Origin of the sequence: Gilliamella apis, assembly GCF_030758615.1 — a bacterium.
GTDB classification, from domain to species: Bacteria; Pseudomonadota; Gammaproteobacteria; order Enterobacterales; family Orbaceae; genus Gilliamella; species Gilliamella apis_A.
This window is the reverse complement of sequence record NZ_CP132381.1, coordinates 1,670,595-1,694,114: the sequence shown is the minus strand read 5'-3', so window position 1 is coordinate 1,694,114 and position 23,520 is coordinate 1,670,595. Positions and strand designations below refer to the sequence as shown.

The 23,520-nt window shown below is 32.1% G+C and carries 25 protein-coding genes; 15 read left to right on the top strand and 10 right to left on the bottom strand.

The genetic code is table 11. The annotated features are described in order from the left end of the window. Positions 1 to 51 precede the first annotated feature (51 nt). Positions 52 to 603, top strand: a complete 552-nt coding sequence (locus RAM17_RS07770) for a cysteine hydrolase family protein (RefSeq protein ID WP_110447766.1) — start codon at positions 52 to 54, stop codon at positions 601 to 603. Positions 604 to 917: 314 nt separating this feature from the next. Next, the gene (locus RAM17_RS07765) at positions 918 to 1,199 is read left to right on the top strand and encodes a hypothetical protein (RefSeq protein ID WP_146208320.1); all 282 of its coding nucleotides are present in this window, start codon (positions 918 to 920) and stop codon (positions 1,197 to 1,199) included. A gap of 7 nt (positions 1,200 to 1,206) precedes the next feature. Here RAM17_RS07765 and waaZ read toward each other — a convergent pair whose 3' ends face one another. Continuing rightward, positions 1,207 to 1,962 (bottom strand): 3-deoxy-D-manno-oct-2-ulosonate III transferase WaaZ, encoded by a 756-nt coding sequence (gene waaZ / locus RAM17_RS07760; RefSeq protein WP_110447768.1) that lies wholly within the window; start codon positions 1,960 to 1,962, stop codon positions 1,207 to 1,209. Positions 1,963 to 2,189: 227 nt separating this feature from the next. On the opposite strand from waaZ, the gene RAM17_RS07755 reads away from it, so the two are divergent. Next, on the top strand, positions 2,190 to 3,131 hold the full coding sequence (locus tag RAM17_RS07755; protein WP_110447769.1) for a zinc-dependent alcohol dehydrogenase family protein: 942 nt from the start codon (positions 2,190 to 2,192) through the stop codon (positions 3,129 to 3,131). A 267-nt stretch (positions 3,132 to 3,398) separates the two neighbouring features. Next, positions 3,399 to 4,274 (top strand): DUF4261 domain-containing protein, encoded by an 876-nt coding sequence (locus RAM17_RS07750; protein WP_110447770.1) that lies wholly within the window; start codon positions 3,399 to 3,401, stop codon positions 4,272 to 4,274. Positions 4,275 to 4,342: 68 nt separating this feature from the next. On the opposite strand, the gene RAM17_RS07745 is transcribed toward RAM17_RS07750, so the two are convergent. From RAM17_RS07745 to RAM17_RS07735, 3 genes are all read right to left on the bottom strand, one after another. Beyond that, complete coding sequence (locus RAM17_RS07745) at positions 4,343 to 4,759, bottom strand: DoxX family protein (protein ID WP_110447771.1); 417 nt, start codon at positions 4,757 to 4,759, stop codon at positions 4,343 to 4,345. 253 nt (positions 4,760 to 5,012) lie between these two features. Further along, a complete protein-coding gene (locus RAM17_RS07740; RefSeq protein ID WP_086364579.1) occupies positions 5,013 to 5,846 on the bottom strand; it encodes a phosphoenolpyruvate hydrolase family protein in 834 nt (277 codons plus the stop codon). Between the two features lie 11 nt (positions 5,847 to 5,857). Next, on the bottom strand, positions 5,858 to 7,069 hold the full coding sequence (locus tag RAM17_RS07735) for a Tm-1-like ATP-binding domain-containing protein (RefSeq protein ID WP_110447772.1): 1,212 nt from the start codon (positions 7,067 to 7,069) through the stop codon (positions 5,858 to 5,860). A 219-nt stretch (positions 7,070 to 7,288) separates the two neighbouring features. Between RAM17_RS07735 and RAM17_RS07730 the strand changes: the two genes are divergently transcribed. After that, complete coding sequence (locus RAM17_RS07730; RefSeq protein ID WP_110447773.1) at positions 7,289 to 7,915, top strand: TetR/AcrR family transcriptional regulator; 627 nt, start codon at positions 7,289 to 7,291, stop codon at positions 7,913 to 7,915. A 606-nt stretch (positions 7,916 to 8,521) separates the two neighbouring features. Here RAM17_RS07730 and RAM17_RS07725 read toward each other — a convergent pair. Together RAM17_RS07725 and crcB are read right to left on the bottom strand one after the other, a co-directional pair. Next, positions 8,522 to 8,920, bottom strand: a complete 399-nt coding sequence (locus tag RAM17_RS07725; protein WP_110447774.1) for a cell division inhibitor SulA — start codon at positions 8,918 to 8,920, stop codon at positions 8,522 to 8,524. A 105-nt stretch (positions 8,921 to 9,025) separates the two neighbouring features. Further along, a complete protein-coding gene (gene crcB, locus RAM17_RS07720; RefSeq protein WP_086357986.1) occupies positions 9,026 to 9,403 on the bottom strand; it encodes a fluoride efflux transporter CrcB in 378 nt (125 codons plus the stop codon). A gap of 194 nt (positions 9,404 to 9,597) precedes the next feature. On the opposite strand from crcB, the gene RAM17_RS07715 reads away from it, so the two are divergent. From RAM17_RS07715 to hxlB, 10 genes are all read left to right on the top strand, one after another. Continuing rightward, a complete protein-coding gene (locus RAM17_RS07715) occupies positions 9,598 to 10,206 on the top strand; it encodes a riboflavin synthase subunit alpha (protein ID WP_110447775.1) in 609 nt (202 codons plus the stop codon). A 101-nt stretch (positions 10,207 to 10,307) separates the two neighbouring features. Beyond that, entirely contained in the window at positions 10,308 to 10,862 is a 555-nt protein-coding gene (locus RAM17_RS07710) for a YbhB/YbcL family Raf kinase inhibitor-like protein (protein WP_110447776.1), read from the top strand. 25 nt (positions 10,863 to 10,887) lie between these two features. Further along, a complete protein-coding gene (locus tag RAM17_RS07705) occupies positions 10,888 to 11,688 on the top strand; it encodes an AraC family transcriptional regulator (RefSeq protein ID WP_110447777.1) in 801 nt (266 codons plus the stop codon). A 226-nt stretch (positions 11,689 to 11,914) separates the two neighbouring features. After that, on the top strand, positions 11,915 to 13,891 hold the full coding sequence (locus tag RAM17_RS07700; RefSeq protein WP_110447778.1) for a BglG family transcription antiterminator: 1,977 nt from the start codon (positions 11,915 to 11,917) through the stop codon (positions 13,889 to 13,891). Next, the gene (locus RAM17_RS07695; RefSeq protein WP_034883655.1) at positions 13,881 to 14,336 is read left to right on the top strand and encodes a PTS sugar transporter subunit IIA; all 456 of its coding nucleotides are present in this window, start codon (positions 13,881 to 13,883) and stop codon (positions 14,334 to 14,336) included. Before RAM17_RS07700 ends, RAM17_RS07695 begins: the two co-directional genes overlap by 11 nt. A 29-nt stretch (positions 14,337 to 14,365) precedes the next feature. Continuing rightward, positions 14,366 to 15,703: a PTS galactitol transporter subunit IIC gene (locus RAM17_RS07690; protein WP_086364285.1), complete on the top strand. Its 1,338-nt coding sequence runs from the start codon at positions 14,366 to 14,368 to the stop codon at positions 15,701 to 15,703. A gap of 14 nt (positions 15,704 to 15,717) precedes the next feature. Further along, positions 15,718 to 16,002, top strand: a complete 285-nt coding sequence (locus RAM17_RS07685; protein ID WP_034901958.1) for a PTS sugar transporter subunit IIB — start codon at positions 15,718 to 15,720, stop codon at positions 16,000 to 16,002. A 96-nt stretch (positions 16,003 to 16,098) separates the two neighbouring features. Continuing rightward, positions 16,099 to 16,614 (top strand): YjbQ family protein, encoded by a 516-nt coding sequence (locus tag RAM17_RS07680; protein ID WP_086357980.1) that lies wholly within the window; start codon positions 16,099 to 16,101, stop codon positions 16,612 to 16,614. Between the two features lie 15 nt (positions 16,615 to 16,629). Beyond that, positions 16,630 to 17,286 carry a ribulose-phosphate 3-epimerase gene (locus tag RAM17_RS07675; RefSeq protein ID WP_220000056.1) on the top strand — a complete coding sequence of 219 codons (657 nt, stop codon included), beginning with the start codon at positions 16,630 to 16,632 and terminating at the stop codon, positions 17,284 to 17,286. 10 nt (positions 17,287 to 17,296) lie between these two features. Beyond that, positions 17,297 to 17,833: a 6-phospho-3-hexuloisomerase gene (gene hxlB, locus RAM17_RS07670; RefSeq protein ID WP_086360713.1), complete on the top strand. Its 537-nt coding sequence runs from the start codon at positions 17,297 to 17,299 to the stop codon at positions 17,831 to 17,833. A gap of 270 nt (positions 17,834 to 18,103) precedes the next feature. Here the strand turns inward: hxlB and mmuM are convergent, their stop codons facing one another. The 4 genes from mmuM to RAM17_RS07650 all read right to left on the bottom strand — a co-directional run bounded on the left by mmuM (position 18,104) and on the right by RAM17_RS07650 (position 23,514). Next, positions 18,104 to 19,048, bottom strand: coding sequence for a homocysteine S-methyltransferase (mmuM, locus tag RAM17_RS07665; protein WP_110447780.1), 945 nt, complete (start codon positions 19,046 to 19,048; stop codon positions 18,104 to 18,106). Then, positions 19,048 to 20,439, bottom strand: a complete 1,392-nt coding sequence (gene mmuP, locus RAM17_RS07660; RefSeq protein WP_110447781.1) for an S-methylmethionine permease — start codon at positions 20,437 to 20,439, stop codon at positions 19,048 to 19,050. The genes mmuM and mmuP overlap by 1 nt, the downstream gene beginning before the upstream one ends. A 68-nt stretch (positions 20,440 to 20,507) precedes the next feature. Next, the gene (locus tag RAM17_RS07655) at positions 20,508 to 21,893 is read right to left on the bottom strand and encodes a YdgA family protein (protein WP_110447782.1); all 1,386 of its coding nucleotides are present in this window, start codon (positions 21,891 to 21,893) and stop codon (positions 20,508 to 20,510) included. 94 nt (positions 21,894 to 21,987) lie between these two features. Next, positions 21,988 to 23,514, bottom strand: coding sequence for a DUF945 family protein (locus tag RAM17_RS07650; RefSeq protein ID WP_110447783.1), 1,527 nt, complete (start codon positions 23,512 to 23,514; stop codon positions 21,988 to 21,990). Positions 23,515 to 23,520 lie beyond the last annotated feature (6 nt).

Below are 23,520 nucleotides of genomic sequence, written 5' to 3'. Positions count from 1 at the left end.
GAGGTTGATTATTTCAAAATAATAACACAAAACATTACAAAGGAGAGCAAAATGACTCAAGCATTGATGATTATTGATGTACAAAATGATTATTTTCCCAATGGAAAATACCCATTAAACAATACCGAACAGACATTGCAATGTACCTTAAAGCTACAAAATTATTTCCGCCAAAAGCAATTACCGATTATTTATATCCAGCACATAAACCAAGATGATAATGCTGTTTTCTTTGTTAAAAATAGTTATGGTTGTCAGTTACATCCTAAATTACTTCCTATTCAAGAACATAATGAACTTGTGATTGAAAAGGCTTATCCGAATAGTTTTTATCAAACACAATTACAGCAGAAGTTAAAGCAAGCAGAAATAACCCAGCTGGTCATTTGTGGCATGATGAGTCATATGTGCGTTGATTCTACAACTCGTTGTGCATATGAACTCAATTACCAACCAATTTTAATTCATGATGCTTGTACTACCCGTGATCTTGAATTTAACGGTAATATTATTTCATCGTCAGATGTTCATAATAGCTTTATGTCGGCATTGATGCGATTTGCAACAGTAATGAATATTGAATCATTCATTGAAACAAATTAATAAGTTAAAATACTTTTTCTTAATTTTTGAGGATTAATAAAAAATCCTCATTTTTTGACATAAATATTTATCCGTGATAATCCTAACTGAAAGGAATTTTGTTATAGCTAGTTTTATAAATTGGATTTTATATGGCTCATCCTGCTAATCATATTAATAGTTATATTTTTTTGGGTTTTTCATGCTACCATTTTTTCATGGTATTTATACGTTTTCGTTAATATTTATATTTGTACGGATGCATTGGATTATCAAAACCATTTAATAATGGCATCGAATTACATAGATTTTATCCACATCAAAACACCCTAATTATGACTCAAGTAGATTGGTTACCTTCGCAAACAGAAGCTTTAGAAATTAATTTCTATCGTAAAAGTGTTTTAAGGTGTACTTATATTTATGAGTATAATCAAGATTGGAATGTATCAGTTTTCTATATATTTAATATTAGAGATAGTATCGAAAATGAAAATGACGACGATAATATGCCAATTTATGATCAAACTTTCATTGATATGAATTTAGAAGGGGCACAAAAAGCTTATCAAATAGTAGAAGATTTTATTGAATCATTAATGATAAAAACACAATAAATTTATTTTATATGGTATTAACGTTAACAAAAGGAATAACTTCATAAGGTATTGCAGTTTCTTCTGATAAATTATAAATATTTCCGTATTGCTTTTGCATTAAAAAAGAAAATGATTTTAATATTAAATCAAAATCTTTTTGAAGACTTGTTGGTTGAGCTATGTCTTCTTTATAAAATCTTTGGCATTTTCCTTTCATATCCAAACCTGAAAAGTAAATGTTTCTAAATTTTAACGTTATAGCTAGTTGCAATGCTGTAAATGCAACTGTAGCACTGCCAAATTGGCCATAAGAAATATCAGTTGAAAATCCAATAGTTTTTACTTTTCTTAAAAAAGAACATTTTATAAAAATATTCTTGTAAATTAGGGATTTGATTGTATATCTAACTTTCCTACCTGGTCCTCCCCTAGATTTGCAAAGATCTTTCATTATAAAACACGTGTTTAATAATTTTTCCTTTTCAGAGGGAGTTGCTCTATTAAAAACATTTGGACTAATAAAAGTGTATTTGCTATATGAGGAATATTTAAAAAATAAAGATTTGTTATTTTCGTAATATGAACCATCACAGACAATATAGGCAAAAACAGGTATATTATTAGTTTGTAAAAAACCAATACTTCCATTTACAGCTATAATACTCTTTTTGCGTAATATTTTTTCAGGAGTCTTTAATGAAGATGGGCCAGATAAATAAATAATACATTCATCACTAATGTCATTTTTTAATAATTGTAATACTTTGTTCGTTATCTTCATTGTTTTACTCAAAAAATATATTATCTATTATACTAACATTAGAGAAACAAAAATGTAATGTTGCATATATTATTTTAGTTACTAAATATAATATCTTTTAACAAAGAATTGATTATTATAAATAAAATAGCTAATTTACGTTAAGGTTTTATTGACGCTCTAAGTGTTAAATGAATTAATATTATACTTTTTAGTCATAGTAAATTTAAAAATAGGAATAAGCAAACTTGAATGCAGCTTTATTTTATAGAAAATTTGGACTACCAGAACAAGTATTGACACTTGAATATTCAAATAACCCTTTTTTAAAAGAAAATTACATTAGAGTTCAAATGCTATATGCACCAATTAATGCCTCAGATCTTATTCCAATTACTGGCGCTTACCAACATCGTATCACACTGCCGCAAATTGCTGGTTATGAAGGCGTAGGTAAAGTTATAGAAGCTCCACTATCTTATCAACATCTGATAGGAAAACGAGTTTTACCTTTAAGAGGAGGAGGGACGTGGCAGAATTTTGTCGATTTACCGGCAGAATTTGCTATTGAAGTTCCCGATTCAATTAGTGATATTACGGCTGCCAGAGCCTATATTAACCCAGTTGCAGCATGGTTAATGCTGAAACATTATTCGCCACAAGGAAAGCATATTTTAGTTACTGCCGCGGGATCGGATTGCGCAAAATTGTTATGTAACTGGGCAATAAAATTTGCAGCTTTATCTGTTACAGTTATCTGTCGTTCTGATAATCATGCTCAATATTATAATAAACATACAATTAAACATATAAAGCAAGATGATAAGCAAACTATCGAATATTTTGCCAGACAAGCTGATATTGTTTTTGATGCTGTTGGTGGTGAGCTTGCCGAAACAATTTTGGCGCATATGCCTGAGTCAAGTGAATTTGTCTCTTATGGTCTGCTTTCAGGTGCTTTTTTTCAACCTAAAAAACGATTACCAAAAGTTCATTGGTTTCATATTCGTCACTATTTAAAGCAAATAAGTCAAAATCAGTGGCTAAAGATGTTTGATGACATATGGCCCATACTAGATGCAAATGATTTAAATGTAGCAAATTTATTTGAATTTTATGATTGGCAGGCGGCGATAAAAAATTATAGACAACCCTATAGAAACAATAAACCATTATTAATATTTGATTAAACCATCGATGTTTTAATATTCATTAATTAAGATGATTTAAATATTTATGCTATTTACCCAAGTCGCAAATTATTACCACTTAGAACTCGATGTTTAATTGATTTTTTTAATTATTGAATTAAAAAATTTACAATGGTGAAAATTGATAAATAAAATATTTACTTAATATATGTAAGTGGATATTATTGTTTAAGTTTTATATCGTCAATTACTATAAAATGCACAAAATTTGATTTAATTTAGAATAGTTGTCATAAGGAATATGAAATGGGTATATTTTCTCGTTTTTTTGCTAAAAAAACAGAATCAAAACAGATGGATAATTCGATTGTCCCAAATCCTGATATTGAAAATGCCATTAGCGTAAGTATTGTATTTAGCGGTGCGCTTAATATTAATAACGATGAATTATTAGCAAAACTTAAATCGATTGAGCCGACCATAAAAGATATTCGATATGAAACTCCGTTCGGACAACTTGAAGAAGGTATGTGTATTTTAGTCAGTTGGGGTAAACATGTTATTAGAGTATTTGGTCTTAATGCTCCTTATCCTAAAGCTGTATTAGAAACATGTGTTGCACCAGCAAGTTATAGTCAAGAAATAAAACAACAAGTTTATGAAAGTGATAGTCATTTATTATTATATTATGTCGGCTATGAACAAAATGTATTAGAGCAATACTTAGCTTTAACTCGTTTAGCGGTATGCTTTGAACAATTTAATGCGTTAGCAGTAATTAATGAGGATGCCCATACTTCATTACCAGTTAACTTTATTAATTCACTAGCTTCGGAAAAAGATGGTTTAACCACTTTAGGGGAGTGTTTACCTTTGTTGTTTTGTGGTTTTGTTAAATATGAGATAGAAAATATTAAAGGGATTTGGATGCGCACTTATGGTGCTAATAAATTTGGTTTACCTAATTTTGCTGCATTAGCCAATAGTTATGAGGAAAGTGAATATTATTTTGACATGTTTAGTAACATTTTAAACTATTTGCGACAAAGTCAAGCGACAATGAATCCTGGCGATACCATGGAAATGGGTGATAATCGTATGATGTCATTACGAGCGCCTCAAGATGAGGAATATTTCTTAAAAGATCAGGGTGATCTTTTAGTAATTGAAATTAATAACTAATTTATACTTTTCAAGTTTTAGGAAAGGTAATAAATATTTGTCTCAACCTTTCCTAAATACTTAGCATCTTATTGTTGAATCGTTTGTGGATATTTTTTACCTGCTAAAACACTAAATCGACCTGTCCCTAATAATGCCAAACTAAAAGCAGTTAGTGACATAAAAGCTGGATATTCCCAACCTCCACCAGGATTGGTAAATGACCAACCATTAGTCCAATGTACAATGGTTATTATTGCTAGTTGAAAAAAAGCAATTAGCGCTACTGCACGGGTTAAAATACCGAGTAACAATAGTGCGCCACCACCAATTTCAAAAACGATAACGATATAAGAAAAAAAGCTAGGAAAGCCAAGAGTATGAAAATACTCGGCGGTACCTTCAGGGGTTAGAACAAGTAGTTTGGTAAAACCATGGGCTAAAAACATCATACCTAAAGCAATTCGTAATACAAATGCAGCTACATCAGTTTGATATTCTTTCATTTTGGTTTCCTATATTAAGTTAGCAAAATAACAATAATGAAACTCATAAAGATTTCTTAAAAACGTTATTACTCTTTTAAAACATAGGATACTGCAATTAAGATTGTCTCACAGTTAACAATCAATAGTAAAGTAATAGACAATTATCATCAATTTTTATAACTGAAAATTAAGATGATATAAGTATAATTTGCTTATGTTTGTGAATAGAAAAAATAGCAGTGCGACGAGTCGTCGCACCGTTATTGCTTACTTATTGTTGGTGTCGAATAGACTTAAATCTTTCTGTTGTCTGAGTTAATGCTGTTTCTGTAGGCAAACGTTCCATTGAACTTGCGCCGTAAAAACCATTACAATCAGGACAATTTTGTAAAATATATTCTGCATCTTCAGGGGATGAAATAGGTCCGCCATGGCAAAGTATAATAATATCTGGACGAATTGCTTTAGCTGCTTTAGCCCATTGATTGATTAAAGGTACACAATCCGCAAGTTTTAATGCGGTTTGTGCGCCAATACTACCACCGGTGGTTAAGCCCATATGTGGAACTAAAATATCCGCTCCAGCTTTGGTCATATCAATAGCATCTTGCTCACTAAATACATATGGTGTAGTTAACAGATCTTTTTCATGTGCTTTGCGAATCATCTCAACTTCTAACGCATAGCCCATACCTGTTTCTTCAAGATTAGCTCTAAAATTACCATCAATTAAACCGACAGTAGGGAAGTTTTGTACGCCAGCAAAACCGGTAGCTTTAATTTGATCTAAAAACTGATCAAATTGGCAGAAAGGATCGGTGCCATTTACACCAGCTAAAACAGGAGTATGTTTTACAACCGGTAATACTTCTTTTGCCATATCCATAACAATTTCATTGGCATTGCCATAAGCTAATAAGCCAGCTAGCGATCCGCGACCCGCCATACGATAACGACCAGAATTGTAAATTACAATCAGATCAATACCACCAGCTTCTTCGCATTTCGCCGATAATCCTGTACCAGCTCCTCCACCGATGATAGGTTGACCTTTAGCAATCATATCATGGAATTTTTTTAATAATTGAGCACGTTTACTACTCATAATTTTCTCCATTATTTAATTATATTTTTAAATTCGTTAATAACTAAATTACAAAATTCTGGTGAATTAATATGATGCGAGGTTTTTATTAACCGTCGTTTTTCAGTTTGAATAAAGACTTTTTCAAACTCATCTATGAAAGCTTGATCCGCTTGCGGTGACCAAAAATCCCCATTTTCAATATCAAGTGCAGAAAAACCACTTTCAGGAATAATAAAAACGACTTCACCTTGACATTTATTTAGTTTAGTAGCGATCCAATTTGCCATGATTTTATTCTCTTCTGGCGTGGTTCGCATTAAAGTAACTTGTGGATTATGAGGATAAAACAGACGATCTCGATATTTTTCTGGAATAGTATCTGGACTACCGAAATTAACCATATCAAGGGCGCCGCATGATCCAATATATGGGACTTCGCTTCTTGCGATGGCTTCAAATCGGTCATCATCACAAGCAAGTACTCCATCAAATAGATGATCACAAACTTCCGTTGTCGTAATATCAAGTACACCTTTTAATAAATGGCTATCAGCTAATTTTTCCATTGCCTTACCGCCACTACCCGTTGCATGAAAAACTAAGCAATCGTATTTATCATTTAATTTTGCTGAAAGTGATTGAACACACGGGGTAGTAACACCGAACATGGTTAATCCAATTGCTGGCTTATCTTCAACTTGTTCTTGCGCTTTAAATAACACTGAACCTGCGATAGAATTAGCTGCATTGGCGAGTACTTTTCTTGAGATAACATTTACGCCAGCAATATCTGTAACGGAATAGAGCATGGCAATATCACTTGCACCGATATATCCTGATATATCACCTGAAGCCATAGTTGAAACCATCAACTTTGGTACGCCAATAGGCAGTGCTTGCATAGCTGGAGTGATTAATGCGGTACCACCCGAACCACCTAAACCGAGTATAGCGTCAACATCATTTTGCGCTATTAAAAATTGTTTAAATGCATTAGCCATTGCAACGATAGCCTTTCCTCTATCGGTGACAAAAACAGCTTTTTCACCCTCGGGATGATATTTAGCAACAGTGCTAGCACTAATATCAGCAATGTGATTAAAAGAATGTGGTTGCTTAGTGGAGATATCAACGATTTTACTTTCAACATTTCTTTTACTAAGTAAATGTTTGACGTAAACAATCTCTTCTCCTTTTGTGTCTAGTGTCGCGACCAAGTAAACCATATTATGCGATGCCATTTATTTCTCCTTAACAGATAAAATAGAACTCGATACTTCTTACTCAACTATCAGCGATTACTACTTTGACGATTATAAGCTAAAAATGAGACATTAGTCTCATTTTTTTTAAATTTTTTTAAAAATTTTTTTAATATTATAGTTATGTTAAAAAAAGTTGTATAATTTACAAAAGTTTACTAATTGGCAATAAATAAAAATATGAATATAGATAGCTTAATGATTTCTAAGAAATATTCTGGAGCCAAAAAAAGAACTTACGATCGTCTTATCGAAACTGCGATTGAGGCTTTAGAGCAGGGTAAAGAGATATCTATCACTGAATTATCAGATAGAACAGGTATTTCTAGAGCTACTGCTTATCGCTATTTTCCGACTAAAACCGATTTAATATCAGCGGCTGTTGAACAATCACTTAGTCCAATATTCTTATGGCAATCAGATAAAGAAAATGTCGAAGATCGGATAAATGATTTTTTAGCTTTTGCTTTGCCACAAATGTTAAAACATGAGGGAACATTACGCGCAGCTTTAAGCCTCTCTTTAAAACAATGGGCAGATGAACGGTCACAATTAACTGAAAAGACTAAAAAACTTGTGCGAGGTAATCGTAAGGAAATTCTTACCAATTTATTACAGCCACTCAAAACACAATTATCTGATGAGCTTTTTGATAAAGTTATCTACTCAATTTCAATCATATATGGTTCTGAAATATTCATGGTGTTAAAAGATATTTGGAACTTTGACAGTGAGCAAGTAATAGATCTTTCACAATGGATTGTTAAAGCTATCATTAATCAAGCTAAACAAGAAGTGCAAGATGAATTGAATACTGAATCTTGATTGTTCTAAATTCGGTTAAAATTTTTTAATTACATTTTAGCAATAGTTTTAACTAAAATTATAACTTATATTTAAAATACAGTAAGTTATGATACGCTAGTTTAATTTATGCATTAAGTATAAATAAGTCTAATACAGAGTAATCTTAAATTCCCTCTTTTCGATAACAATATTTAACCTATTATCAATTTTAATCTTAATTAGAATAATAAATACAGTGTCTTATTAGGTAAGTTTAAAAATATTTTTAATAACAGCATTCAATTCATTAGAAACTTTAAAGTCTTGTAGCGCAATTTACCATTATTTTCTTAAATAAAAACCAATATTAGTTTGCCAACCTTTTGATGGTTTTAATGTTATTCGTTTGTTAAAAAAGTGATTAAAAACTTAATCCAACATTTAATAAACTTTTTAAAAGCTCGCTTATTCTTTCACAGTAGTAAACAATTTAGTTTATCAGGTGATTTAACATTAATGATCGGATAATAAATAAAAAAGACACTGCTAGATTAGACAGTGTCTTTTTATGATAATTGAAGTTAGTAAAGAAAATAATTAAATTGTATGCCAAATACTTTTATATTTGAAAGGTTAATTTTCAAATTAGTGGTATTGAACAGATTGCTGACTTTGCTCATCGTGAACTAAAAATAAACAAGTATCGCTGGTTAAAACGGCTTGTTCTATACGTTGTTTATCTTGCTCATTAAGATCGTTAATACAAGCAACCACATAACTACAGGTTTTACTTTGTAATGCCTTTTCAATAGTCGAGACTAAATTATTATTAGTTAGGTTAGCTAAATGTACGACTTTTTGTTTATCAAGCCCAGCAATATTCAGCCATGAACGTTTTAACATTGGACGATCTGATAGCCATAATTGCCATTTCTTTTCTTTATTGAACGAACGTAATAAAGGTCTCTGCTGTTGCAACACTTGTTGAAAAGGTGTTTCAAAATTGATAGCCATAAGTTGTGGTGATGAATGTTCAATAAGCATAATAATCTCTACACTGTTTGTTTATACAGTGTATATTAATACAGTATTTTGAGGTTGTAAATACCGTTTTGCTCATTTTTTATATTATTATAGTGTAATATATCTTCATGAACGAAAATATTGATAGGTCAAAATCCCTAAAAACGTCATTAATACTGAACCTGCAACATGAATAGCGATGGTAGTTAATCCCCAACCAATACGTCCTTCTTGAAGAAAATTGACAATCTCAGCTGAAAAGGTGGAGAAAGTCGATAATCCACCACAAAAACCAGTAATTATTAACAATCTCCATTCAGAAGATAGGGTAGAGTGATTAAAAAAGGCAATGGCGAAACCAATAATATAACCAGCAATTAAATTAGCAACTAATGTCCCTAACGGAATAGTAAAAGCAATCACATTTAACTTTAACGATAAAAACCAGCGTAATAAACCACCAGCAACTGAACCGACCGAAATTGCTAAAATAAGTTTTAACATAAATGGTAAACCTTTAAATCATTAATTAACCATGATCATATCAGTAGACTAATAAAATGGGTATCTTTTTGCTGAGTAAATTATTTCATTTATTAGCTAGGCTAACCAAAATCATTTGATTGTAATCATTATTATTTTTTATTGGTTTGCGTTAAAATAGCTGATAATAATGATGAATTATAAAGGTTAAAATAATGTTTACAGGAATCGTTCAAGGTGTTGGTCAAATTATTGATATCATCGATCAAGATAAATTACGTACTTATAAGGTAAAATTACCAGCAAAATTAACACCGAATATCGAAATTGGTGCATCCATTGCTAACGACGGATGTTGTTTAACCGTGACCGATTTTAAAGATGATTGGGTTACTTTTGATATTATGCAAGAAACGTTAGCCTTAACAACTCTCGGTAGTAAAAAGTTAAATGATTTGGTAAATATTGAACGAAGTGCAAAATATGGTGATGAAATTGGTGGTCATGTAATGTCAGGGCATGTATCTTGCCGAGCCACCATTATTGACATCCAAAAAACAGCAACTAACTGTCAAATGACGTTAGCCATGCCAGAAAAATTTATGAAATATGTTTTATATAAAGGTTTTATTGGTATAGATGGTGCAAGTTTAACGGTAGGAGAAGTAAAAGATAATCAATTTAATATCCATCTAATTCCTGAAACATTAGCGATTACCTCTCTAGATAGTAAAAAAATTGGTGATGAAGTAAATATTGAAATTGACTCACAAACTCAAGCTATCGTTGATACGGTGGAAAGGGTATTAGCAACGAAAAAATAAAGTTAAGCTAATTTGTACCTAAATTGGCTGATAGTGTACTGATTGTTAGTTAATAATGGTTTATTGTTAAACATTCATACGTTAATAAAAAAGGAAACAACATGTTTATAGTAAAACATTTTAAACCATTATTATTAAGCATGGCGATGCTTGCACCTTTTAATTGTTTAGCCGATCAATTAAAATTAATCATTCCACAATTAGCTAAAGATGGATTTACTAGTAAATTTATTTCCAATCAATTTGGTTGTACTGGCGATAACATCTCACCGCAAATTGAATGGCAGAATGTTCCAACTAATGCTAAAAGTTTAGTATTGACCATGTATGATCCTGATGCACCGACGGGATCCGGTTGGTGGCATTGGCAGGTGGTAAATATTCCTGTGCAAAGCCAACTTATTACTGAATCAGCTGGTAATCAACCTAAATTATTACCTAAAGGTAGTCAATTAATTCGCAATGACTATGGTACGATTAATTATGGTGGTCCATGCCCACCGGAAAACAGCAATCACCGTTATCAGTTTACACTTTATGCTCTTGATATTGACCATATTGATGTGACTGATCAAACAACACCCGCGATGATAGGATTTATTGCAAATGCACATCAAATAGCCAAAACAAATATCACTTATCATTACACTCGTTAGGCAATAATTAATAGGTTAGACTAAATTGGATTTTAAATTAATCGGGCAGATTATTCATATTACTCAACATGGTAACCATAAGTTAAAATATATTGAAAACAGTCAGCCGTTACTGGTATATGTTATTAGTGGTGAAAAATTAGTTGAGTGGAATGGTGAAACACTTAGTGTTAAAGCAGGGCAGATTATTGCTATTCCTGCGAATACCATTTTGAATATGACTAATTTGTCGATTAATAATACACCTTACCAAGCAATATGTTTTAGTTGGTATGATGAATTACTAAATCAATTTGCATCTTCTAATAAACAAATTATTCCTAAACCCCTTAAAAAGATTAAAGTCGAAACTGATTTAAGAGATAATTTTATTAATCGTTTATCACAAATAGAATCTGAATTGATAAATAGCTCAGTGAACGATTCTAGGATGAATTTGATGTTAGTTAAACATCTATTTTTAGAATTATTAATCAGGTTATCCTCAATAGGCATTGTTTTTAAAGCCAATAATAACACTAGCATCAGTTACCAGATAAGACAAATGATTAGCCAACAACCTGATAAAAAATGGAAACTAAGAGTTATCGCTGATCAATTTGCAATGAGCGAATCAACTTTAAGGCGTTATTTAGCTCGAGAAGGGCAAAATTTATCACAAATTATTTTAGATGTACGTTTAAATTATGGGTTGGTCTTATTACAAACTACCCAAAAATCAATATTAACTATTGCTCAATCAGTTGGTTATGATAGTGGTTCTCGCTTTACCCATTATTTTAAAAAACGCTTTGGCATTTCGCCTAAGATGTTACGTTCTGAATAAGTTTCTATCTCAATACCCACCAATTATTGGTTATCTACATTAAAACAAATACCCCATCTTAAGCTTGATATTCAGTCAATCTCATTATTTTACATTGATTAAGATCACATTCTATTCCAGATTAATCTGGAAAAAAATGTAATCGTCTTATTTATTTAACTAACTATACTTTAAATCATCAAGTTATGAATGTATTGCAACAACAATTAGAAAAAGGAGTTGAGTAATGGAACGACAAATCAAATTACTTAAACTACTTTTTAGCCAATCGGAATTTAAACCGGCTGCTTTTTTTAGTTCAAAATTATCAATTTCAACTAAAACTGTATATTACGATATTGAAAAACTAAATGAACAGTTAATAACGGTACCGAATACGGATATTCGAATCGAAAAGTCTCCCCGTAAAGGGCTAATGCTAGTAGGTGAAAAAACGGATGTTGAGCCGATTATTAGCTATTTAGAACAAAAAAATAGTCATAGCTATTTCAATCAAAAATCACGACGCTTAAGTCCTGAATACCGTCGATTAGATATCGTAAAACGCTGTTTACTTAAAAGCGAATCAGTATCATTGGAACAATTATCTGATGATTATTTAGTCAGTAAAACATCGTTACACAAAGATATTGAATTTATTAATCGGGCTCTTGAGCAAGAAAATATTCTATTAAATGTCACTCATAAAGGAATTTGTATTGACGGTAATGAAAATCAAATTCAACGAGCGATTAAACATTTCTTATCTTTGTATATTCATAAACAAGATGATTATTATCTCAATCAATTGATGAAATCATTTATTGGCGATAACTCTTTTGAACAGATAACTCAGTTATTATTTGAACGTTTTGAATCGGTAGTCGTACAATCTTCGGAACATTATTTATCTTCATTACTGATATCCATCACCATTCAGCTAAAAAGATTGTGTTTAGGTTATTCAATTCCGGAAGAGAGTGATTTCTTATTTAATCATATCCGATATATGCAATCTTATTTGATTGCCTCGGAACTGGCTAAAACGTTAGAGTTAACTTTTACTGTGACGTTTTCGACCAATGATATTAAATACCTAAGTAAATTGTTTTTTGCTCATCGCATTATTGATGAAAATGTCATTGTTGATGATAGTTTTTATGAGCAAATTATTCGCAGAATTATCAAAAAAATAGGCGATATTGAAAGTGTCGATCTCTCTGGTGATGGAAAATTATTTCACTCATTATTGTCGCATTTCCCACCGATGATTACTCGGTTGCAAAAGCAAATTCGTATTATTAATCCAATATTAGATGAAATAAAACAGGAATATTCGAAATTATTTAGTGTGTTATGGTATGCGCTTTCAGACTTAGAACGTAAATTTGATATTCATTTAAATGATCATGAAATTTCATTTTTGTTGATTCATTTCCAAATAGCCTTAGATAAAGCCGCTGATGCCAATAACATCGTTATTATTTGTCAATATGGATGTTCATCATCAAATTTAATCTTAAATAAAGTCCGCAAATTTTTGCCATCTAAAGATAATATTGAAGTGTATTCTGTGGCTAAACTGAATTCGACTAAGCTTAGTAATGTCGACTTGATCATCACCACTCTGGATATCAAAAATATTAATAAACCGATGGTCAAAATATCATCTTTGTTGAACAAACAAGACTATCAAAATATTATCCAAGCTTACGCTAACTATGTCTTGAATAAACAATCCGATTTTTCAGACAAAGGTAATTATTACCCATCTACCGCCAAATTTGTCAATGCGGATTTAATTGAATTAAATGTTGATATTCAACATAAAAGTGAATGTCTTAATTTGCTGATAAGTAAGTTAGAAGATAAAGGCTTAGTGACTAAAAACTATCGTGACTCAGTTTTATATCGAGAAGAAATCGGCGACACTTCAATCGAAAACGGTATTGCTTTACCGCATGGTTCGCCAATGTTTGTTATTAAATCGAGTATCTCAATTATGACCCTCAAACGACCAATAAAATGGGGCATGATTGATGTCAGTATTATTATTATGGTTAGTCTTTCCGAAGACAATATCAATAGCATTAATGACGTTTTTACCGAAATTTATGAAATTGTTTCAAATAAACAAGCAATTTCATCCTTAAAAAATCTCACAAATTTTAAACAACTTAAACAATTTTTGGATAATCAAAGAGGAATCAAGAATGTACTTTGATCAACATTTATGCCTATTTAACATTGAGGCAAAAACCAAAGAAGAGATCTTAACCACAATGGCACAAATGTTATTGTCACATGGCATTGTTAAACAAGATTATTTAACAGGTATTTTAGAAAGAGAACAGCAATACCCTACTGGTTTATTAGTTAATTCGATTGGTTTTGCAATTCCCCACACCGATTCCTCAAAAGTGAATCAATCACAAATTTGTTTTGCATCACTAAAAAATCCGGTGATTTTTTCTGGTATGACCGATGATAAAGAGCAAATACCGGTCAAATTTATTTTCATGTTAGCAATGAAGCAACCACATGAACAAGTTGAGAATTTACAAAATTTAATCGGCTTATTTCAAAATGAGGAGCAAATAAAATTATTAGAACAATGTCAATCAACTAACGAATTTATCTCTATTTTAAATAGCGCTGGTGTTAAATAGGATGGATTATTTTTATTAAGGAGTTACAAATGGATAGTGTCATTAATATTTTTCAATGGCTAATAAATTTAGGTGGGGTCGTTTTTTTACCTATCATCATTTTTATTATCGCCTTGTTTTTCAGAGTTAGCTTTTCCAAAGCGATGATGTCTGGTATTACCGTCGGTATTGGTATTGTCGGTCTTGGTTTAGTTATTGGTTTATTATCAGATACGTTAGGTGTTGCGATTCAAAAAATGGGTGAGCAATATGGAACGTCATTAAGCATCATGGATATTGGTTGTGGAGTAGGTGGCCCGTTAGCATTCTCAACCACATTGGGATTATTACTCATTCCTGCTTCATTAATTATTAACTTTTTATTTATTTCACTCGGTTGGACTAGAACGTTAAACGTTGATATCTGGAACTTCTGGTTTGCAATTTTCCTCGGCTTAGTGGCTTATTCAGTAACCGGTGAATATTGGGTTGGTATTATTGGTTGTATCACTGCAGTAATGTTGCAATGGTTTTTAGCTGATCTTTTACAAAAACCAATTAGTTCCTTCTTTGGATATCCGGGTATTGCCGTTACTCACCTTATGGCATTATCAGGGGCAATTGTTGCAATTCCATTAAATTGGATATTTGACCGCATTCCAGGACTAAATAAATTAAATGCTGATTCTGAAACATTAACCAAACGATTTGGGATTTTCGGTGATACAGTGGTAATTGGTTTAATCATCGGTATTGTTGTTGGCATCTTAGCTAATTACGATGTTCCACAAATTGGTAAATTAGCGATTTCAACTGCTGCAATCATGAAAATTATGCCGAAAATGGTTGCAATGTTTATGGAAGGCTTACTTCCAGTTGCTGATGCTGCTCGTGAATTTACCAGTAAAAAACTCAATGGCAAACAAGTTAACATCGGCATGGATGCTGCGTTAACTGTTGGTCATCCTGCGGTAATGGCAACTGCGTTAATTATGGTACCTGTTTCATTATTATTAGCCTTAATTTTACCGGGTAATAAAGTACTACCTTTTGGTGATTTAGCTTTCTATGCCTTTGGCATCTGTTTAATGGTACCGTTTTTCAAAGGGAATATTATTCGTTCAATTTTAGGCGGCACCATCTATTTGGTCGTCTGCTTATATATGGCAACATGGCTTGCTCCAGTTATTACTGATGTATTCCATTTGGCTAATTACGATGTAGGTACTGCTGGTATTGTTACTGTCATTTTATGTGGATTATGGCCAGTAACCTTATTCGTACTGTTGTTAACTCAGCTTGGTTTTATTGGTCTAATCGGTTTAGCGTTAGTTATTCTTTGCTTGCTTATCTATATCAACAAAATCAAAAAAATTGAAATGTATTAAAAGGGAATAATAATATGAAAAATTTACTTATCATGTGTGGTGCAGGGCATGCAACTTCGACTATCGCAGTAAGCAAAGTGAATAAATGGCTTAGTGATGAAAAATTAACAGATCAGGTAAAAATTTATCAATCTAAGATTGCTGATGAACTTAATAAGATTGACTCTTATGATGTGGTTGTAAGCACAACTATTGTACCTGATTCAATTAAAGCAAAAGTAATTAATGGGTTACCACTACTTACTGGTGTTGGATTAAATGAATTTTTTGCTGAATTGAAAAAGCGTTTAGCTATTTAATTTAAATTCAACTTTAAGTTTTGATAATGATCGCCTCATTTATTTTGTGAAGCTTAGCTACAAAGTAGATGGGGCTATAATAAGGAATAAACTATTATGAATATTATTCATCATGCCATTGAAATCAACACGGTTGCAGGTAGGCATTCATACCACGATATTACTGAGCAATTAAAACAGTTTGTAAAGCAATCCAATATCCAAAATGGTCAATTAACGATAGCTACTAGCCATACAACATGTTCACTTTTTTTTGAAGAATGTATGCACGATACTAATTTTTTTGGTGATGAATTTCTGCAAGTTGATATCAACAATACATTAGAAAAAATTGCTCCACGGATGACCAGCGAAAATCAATATAACTCACCGGGTCCAAAGCATGTTGAATTTGGTTTAAGTCTTAGTGATCCTAATTATCCAGCTGAAAAATGGGTTATGTTAAATACCGATGCTCATATCAAATCATCACTGTTTGGTCATTTTTCAATAGTATTAATTATCAAAGATGGTCAGCCATTATTAGGGCAGTTAGGACGAATTTATTTTGTCGATTGGGATGCACTACGTGAAAGAAAACGTAATGTGAATTTTATGCTGATGGGTCGTTAATAAAAGGAGATAATTATGATACTGTCTCCATCGCTATTTAATTCTGATCTTTATCAGATCAAAGAAACTCTAGAAAATCTACAAACTTTAGGTATTCGCCAACTACATATTGATGTAATGGATAATCATTATGTACCCAATCTAGGCTTTAATGCTAGTTTTGTTAAAAATCTAAAAGCGCATACTGATTTTATTTTAGATTGCCATCTAATGGTTGAAAAACCTGAATTAGCCATAGTTGATTTTATTGATGCTAAAGCTGATATTATTACCTTTCATTATGAAGCAACGGCGCATCATTCATATATTATTAATAAAATTAAAAATAGTAATATTAATATTAAAGTCGGTATAGCTATAAACCCTTGTACACCAGTTGAAAATCTGAAGCTGTTATTACCTCAGGTCGATCAGGTTTTAGTCATGACGGTCAATCCTGGCCAAAAAAATGAAAGTTTTTTACCTTTTACGTTACCAAAAATAGAACAATTGAAAAGTATAAAACAAATCGGTAATTATCATTACGATATTCAGGTTGATGGCAATATTAGCGATCAAAACATATCTTCATGTGTTACGGCTGGCGCAAACAGTATCGTATCGGGGGGATTTATCTTTAACAATAATCCGCTTGAAAGCAACATAGAAAGATTAAAAGCGGCAATCAAATAGGGAAATAATAATGGATACCAAAGATGTATTATCAAAAATATTAACTGAAATATCAGCACAAGTAAGCTCCATCAATGAGGAACAACTTAGCCAATTTAAAAATGCCATTATTGCAGCAAAACACATCTTTCTTGCTGGGACCGGTCGCTCTGGGTTAATGATTGGGGCATTTGCTAATCGATTAATGCATTTGGGCTTGAATGTTAGCTTGATAACTGAAATTAGTAAACCAAAAGCAAATGTCGGTGATTTATTAATTTTAGGATCGAGTTCCGGTGAAACCAAAAGCTTAATTGCTTATGCTAATCAAGCAAAAGCACTTGGCGTTAAAATAATACTATTTACTACCAATGGTAACTCTAGCTTAGCTAAGTTAGCGGATAATATTGTGGCAATTCCAATAAAAGTGCTTGAACTAAATCAACCGATGGGCAGTACGTTTGAACAACTATCATTACTCACTTATGACAGCATTGTTTACAGTCTAATGACAGAATTGCAACAGACGCCAGAATTAATGAAAAACCGTCATGCTAATATTGAATAGAATACAAACTAAACTTACACCCTTGAGATAAAATTCTACTTATTACAGTAGTTCCAATCTTAAATGAGAACGATAAATATTTCATTATTAAATTTGAGCCAAAAAATTTTGAGGAAAGCACTTTTTTGAAGCAAAAAATTTGAGGAGAGGGGCTTTTTAGGTTATGAAATTCTTAATTATATAACAAAACACCGTTAATTTATCTTATCGATTTAATTAACGGTGCTGATTTATTGGTCTATAGCTATAAATGTAAACTATCGATTATACTTAATTAGCTGCTTTTAAATAATGAGCAATTTGTGCAATATCATTTGGAGTTGTTTGACAGCAGCCACCAATCAATTTGGCCCCTAACTTGATCCAAACTGGCAATTGATTATCAAAGCTACAATTATGTTGATGATCTTTGTGCCATAGTTTAGTGGTTGGATCATATTGCTCACCTGAATTAGGATAAACAATTAAAGGTTTCGCCGTGAGTGTTTGTAATTCGGTTAATGCTAGAGAGACCTTTTCTAAGGCAATACAATTAATACCGATACTGACTACCTGATCAATCTGATTTAGATAATCAATCACTTCGACAAGTGGAGTTCCATCACTAAGGTGATTGGCATCTTTTAACGTTAACGAAAACCATGCTGTCATTGTTGGATATTGTTGTAGCAATTTAGCTAACGCTTTTATTTCAACAAAGTTGGGTAGGGTTTCACAAGCTAAAATATCAACTTTTGCTTCAATGAGTGCTTGCATTCTGGCCTGATGAAAATCAATAAACTCATTTTCACTAAGTTGATAATTACCAGTATATTCTGAACCGTCTGCCAAATAGGCTCCGTAGGGCCCTACCGAACCAGCGATAACTAATAACTTATCTGACTTAATTTGATCTAGATATTGCTGCTTGGCTTGTTGAGCTAGTGCTACACTTTGTTTTATCAAATTTATTGATTCGGCAAGTGATATCCCTTTTTGGGCAAAACCTAATGGTGTCGCTTGATAGCTAGCGGTAATAGCACAATCCGCCCCTGCATTAAAATAGTCATAATGAACTTGTCTAATTAGATCGGGTTGATCAATTAATACTTTAGCTGACCATAAGCTATCATTAAGATCACAACCACGGCGCTGAAGCTCACTTGCTAAAGCACCATCAATAATTACGTAGTTATTTTGGTTTAATAACTGCGAGAGAGGATTTTCTTTTGACATTATCGATTTACTCGTTGTTGATAAGCTCGGGTAATATGATAGGCGATATAGCAAACCACTACAAATGGAATACCACAATAAAGGGCAATCCGTTGTTCAGGATCGAAAGCCAGTCCAATACAAGCAATTAAACATAATATAAACCCTAAAATTGGCACTAATGGATAAAGTGGGGCTTTATATTTTAGTGATTGTATTTCAGATGTTGAGAGTTGTTTTCTAAAAAAGTAATGTGAAGCACAAATACTTAACCAAACAGCAACAACGGCAAATCCTGAAATTGCCGTTAAGCCTACAAATACAGTATCGGGAGCAATAACACTGGAGAACAAAGCTAATAATCCTCCAATCATACTAACGGCAATAGCAGTAGTTGGAATACCTTTTGGATTTAATTTACCAAAGCATTTTGGCAATGTACCTTGATTAGATAGCGACCATAACATGCGACCAGATGCATATAATCCAGAGTTAGCTGCGGATAAAATAGCAGTTAAAATGACAAAATTCATAATGTCAGCAGCATAAGGAATACCGATACTTTCAAATACTTCAACAAATGGACTTTTAATAACGCCAGCTTGTTCCATTGGTAATAGGGCTGCTAACACAAAAATAGTACCAACAAAAAAGATAATCAATCGTAGAATAGTCGTTTTGATGGCTAGTGGAATGGTTTTTTCCGGTTGATGGGTTTCGCCAGCGGCTATACCGATAAGTTCTGTTCCTGAAAATGCGAAATTCACTGATACCATGGTCATTACAATAGGAATAATACCATTAGGAAACCAGCCATGTTCGGTAATATTGTGCAAAAATGGGGCAGGTAGGTTATTTTTCATTGGAATAAACCCAAAGATAGCCGCACTACCAGCGATGATAAATACAATAATGGTAATCACTTTAATAATGGAAAACCAAAATTCACTTTCGGCAAAAAATTGTGCAGTAATAATATTTAATAAGAAAATCACTACACAGAAAACTAAGCACCAAATCCAAACTGATACTTGTGGGAACCAATATTGCATACATAAACCGGCCGCAGTAAAACTTGAGCCTAATGCCACAGTCCAGGTTAACCAATAGAGCCAAGCAACAGTATAGCCGGTTGCAGGACTAATAAATTTTGATGCATAAGTATGAAATGCGCCAGTTTCAGGCATCGCAACGGCCAGTTCTCCCAAGCAAAGCATAACTAAATAGACAACAATTGCACCAATTAAATAAGCAATAATAGCACCAATAGCGCCAGCAGTAGCGATGATATACCCAGTATTAAAAAATAATCCAGTTCCAATAACACCACCTAGTGATAACATGATTAAGTGGCGTGTCTTCATTGATCGTTTAAATTGATTTTCAGGCACGGCAGAAGAGTTTTTGTTCATATAAGTTTTGGCTCATTAAATTGTGTTTTAAATGGTATTCCGCCTGATGATAGGCGGAATTTTTTAGATTAGAAGTTTAAATTGTTTAGAAATTCTTGTTTGCTAATTTTATTGCCATTGATAGTCACTTGATCGTTTGATTTTAAGTAATCAAGTTCGCTAAATATACCAGAGGTATTACCTTTTTTAAAGGTGACTAATGGCGATCTGCTCAGTGCCATTTGTGTCATTAATTGTAAATTATTGCTTGCTCTTTGTAGCTGATTATCGGTTATTTGTTCTGACTCAGGAGCTTCTATTTGTGACATAAATCTCGCTATTACAGCAAATGGTGCTTCAAGATTTATTGAAAGTTGGTTAATTTTGTCAATGTCTCTATCATAAATTGTCATTTGGTTAAGGTTAGCAATATCAACTAATGCACTAAAATTGAAATCACCAGAAGCATTGTGCCAATGAAATTTTTTAATGTCTATTTTAGTATTGGTGATGTTTGAGTTATTAGCTGAATCTAATAACCAAGATATTTGCTCAAAATTGTCAAAAAATGATTTATCTAACCCTTGAACATTAAGTTCAAAAGTACCATTTCCCATTTGTTGCTTGCCGTAATTAAAAGCATCAATTGCAATATCCATGTTACCTTCAAGGCCAGTTGTTTTATTGGTAAATTTATAGTCCATTGCAAAATTTTTAAGCGCAATTGTTGGTTTATCGGTATTAGCCTTTAAATTAACAAATAAATCATCAACACTATTTTGTGCTTCGAAGAAATAATTTTTATAATCAATTTTATTATCAACTTTTAAATTTTTTAGTTTAATCTCATCACCATCGTGTCTTTTATAATTTAAATTATCAATAACCAATGAAAAAGAAGGTGTTTCAAATCCTAGGTTACCAGACACACTATAATCAATTTGGCCTAGTTCGAGTTTACCTTCAAGAAATTGATAATTAGGATCTTGATCACTCAAAACAATCGGTTGTGTTGTCAGGTTAATGGTTAGATTATCAGAATAAGATAAATTGATATGTCCTTTTGCAAATGGTTTGTTACCAGCAAGTTTCCATAAAATTGGGTTAGATTTTTCTGTACCTTGATACTCAAGCCAAGCCATTTGTGGCGAAAAAGTACCTTGTTTCAAGGCGGCTAGCGGGAATGGTCCATGATGGATGATAACATCTTCATCATATAGCGTGATAGTCGAGGATGCACTTGCAGATTCAGCGATAATTTTTATATGTGTTTTAGTTGAAAAAATACCCTTTTCATCATTGGAATGGGTGATTTGTACTTCAACATCATTTTGTAAACTATTAACTTGTTTTGTTAGATTTTTTAATGTGTTATCTAATTCAGCTTCAATTACATTGCCTGTATGCCAAGCTATACCAACATAACCAAGGCCTAATATTGCAATAACGCCAATAGCCAGTGTACTTTTCTTCATGTTTACTCTCTCAATTTTTCTACTTTTAATTATTTTTTAATATAACTTACTTTCATGATTTTTGATTAAAAAATGATGTATCGCCTTTTGTTGATTATTCGAAAAGATCTAAAACCTCACTTTTGTTATAAATTTGACCATTAATATTAGCCTCGTTACTGTCTTTAAGTATATCAATATCGATAAATAAACCTTGTTCTTCACCTTTGCTAAATTTAAATATCGCAGAATCATCGAACATATATACCAAGTTTTTTTGGACCGTTTTTTTCGATTCGTTAAACTGTTCCTCAGTGAGCTCACTATGGTGAGGATCATTATATTGGGCATAGCTGTAGGCAATTACATTAAGGGGGGCATTAACATGCAATGAAAGATTATTAATGCTATCTAAAGGATTATTTTGTTTATAAATATCTTCAAGCTTTGCGATATCAAGTGATCCTTTAATATTGACATCACCATTAACATTACGCCAGTTTAAATTTTTAAGCTCAAATTTACTGTTAATGGGTTGATCATAGTGAGTTTCTTCATCGATAAATTCTTCGCCAAATATCTCTTTATCTAAACCTTGATAATCAATATCTATTTCTGCTTTACCTAAATTTTGTTGTCCATATAAGATTGAATCAACACTGCTAATGAATGAGCCATTAAGAACTCGAGTATCACTTAAATCAGTTTTTTGTTTGATAGATAGTTTGTTTAATATGATGAAGGGGCGTTCATCATCTGATTCAGGAATTAAGGTAAATTTATCAAGATTAGCATTTAAGGTAATATTTTGATTGATGGAATCAATAGTTCCACTTGCCTTTAAATTCTCGATTGAAAAGGTGTCATTATCAGTTTCGGCATAGTCATAATCATCTAGATAATAAAGATAAATATCTCTTAAATTTGTTTTTAAAGAATCTAAATGCAAATTATAACCAATCATAGTTGACTGTTTTTCGCCATCAAGATCAATGTGAAGCTTATCTAACGTAAGATAGTAAACGGTTTTTTGAGTATGAAATTTATCTAAATCTAGTGTTATCGAAGGGATAGCTGAGTCCATATTACTAATAAATGTAAAACTACCTTTGCCTAATTGGTATTCAAATTTAACATTATCTTCAATTTCTCTATAATGACTGATTTCCTTGCTAAAAAGCTTTACAATCATATTTTCACTATAATCCAAACTAATATAGCCGGTAATAAAGGGTTGATTATCACTAGTCTTCCATGCGGAAGGATTGGATTCTTTGCTAGTTTCAAATTCCACCCAAGCCATTTGTGGTGAAAAAATACCTTGCTTTAAAGCGGCAAGTGGGAAAGGGCCATGATGAATAGTGAAATCCTTATCAGCTAGTGTAAATACCTCAGCAAAACTACCATCTTTAGAGGATAAGGTCATATTAATATGGGTTTTGGTTGAAAATAGCTGTTTTTTATCATTAGAATGGCTGATGTTAATTTTGAATATATTTTGGCTATTATTAAATTGCTCAGTAGCTAGTATTAACGATTTATCTAAATCATTTTCAATCACGTTACCAGTATGCCAGGCAATACCAACATAACTTAAACCTAATACAGCAATAACGCCTAAAGCCAGTGTCTTCTTTTTCATTTTTAC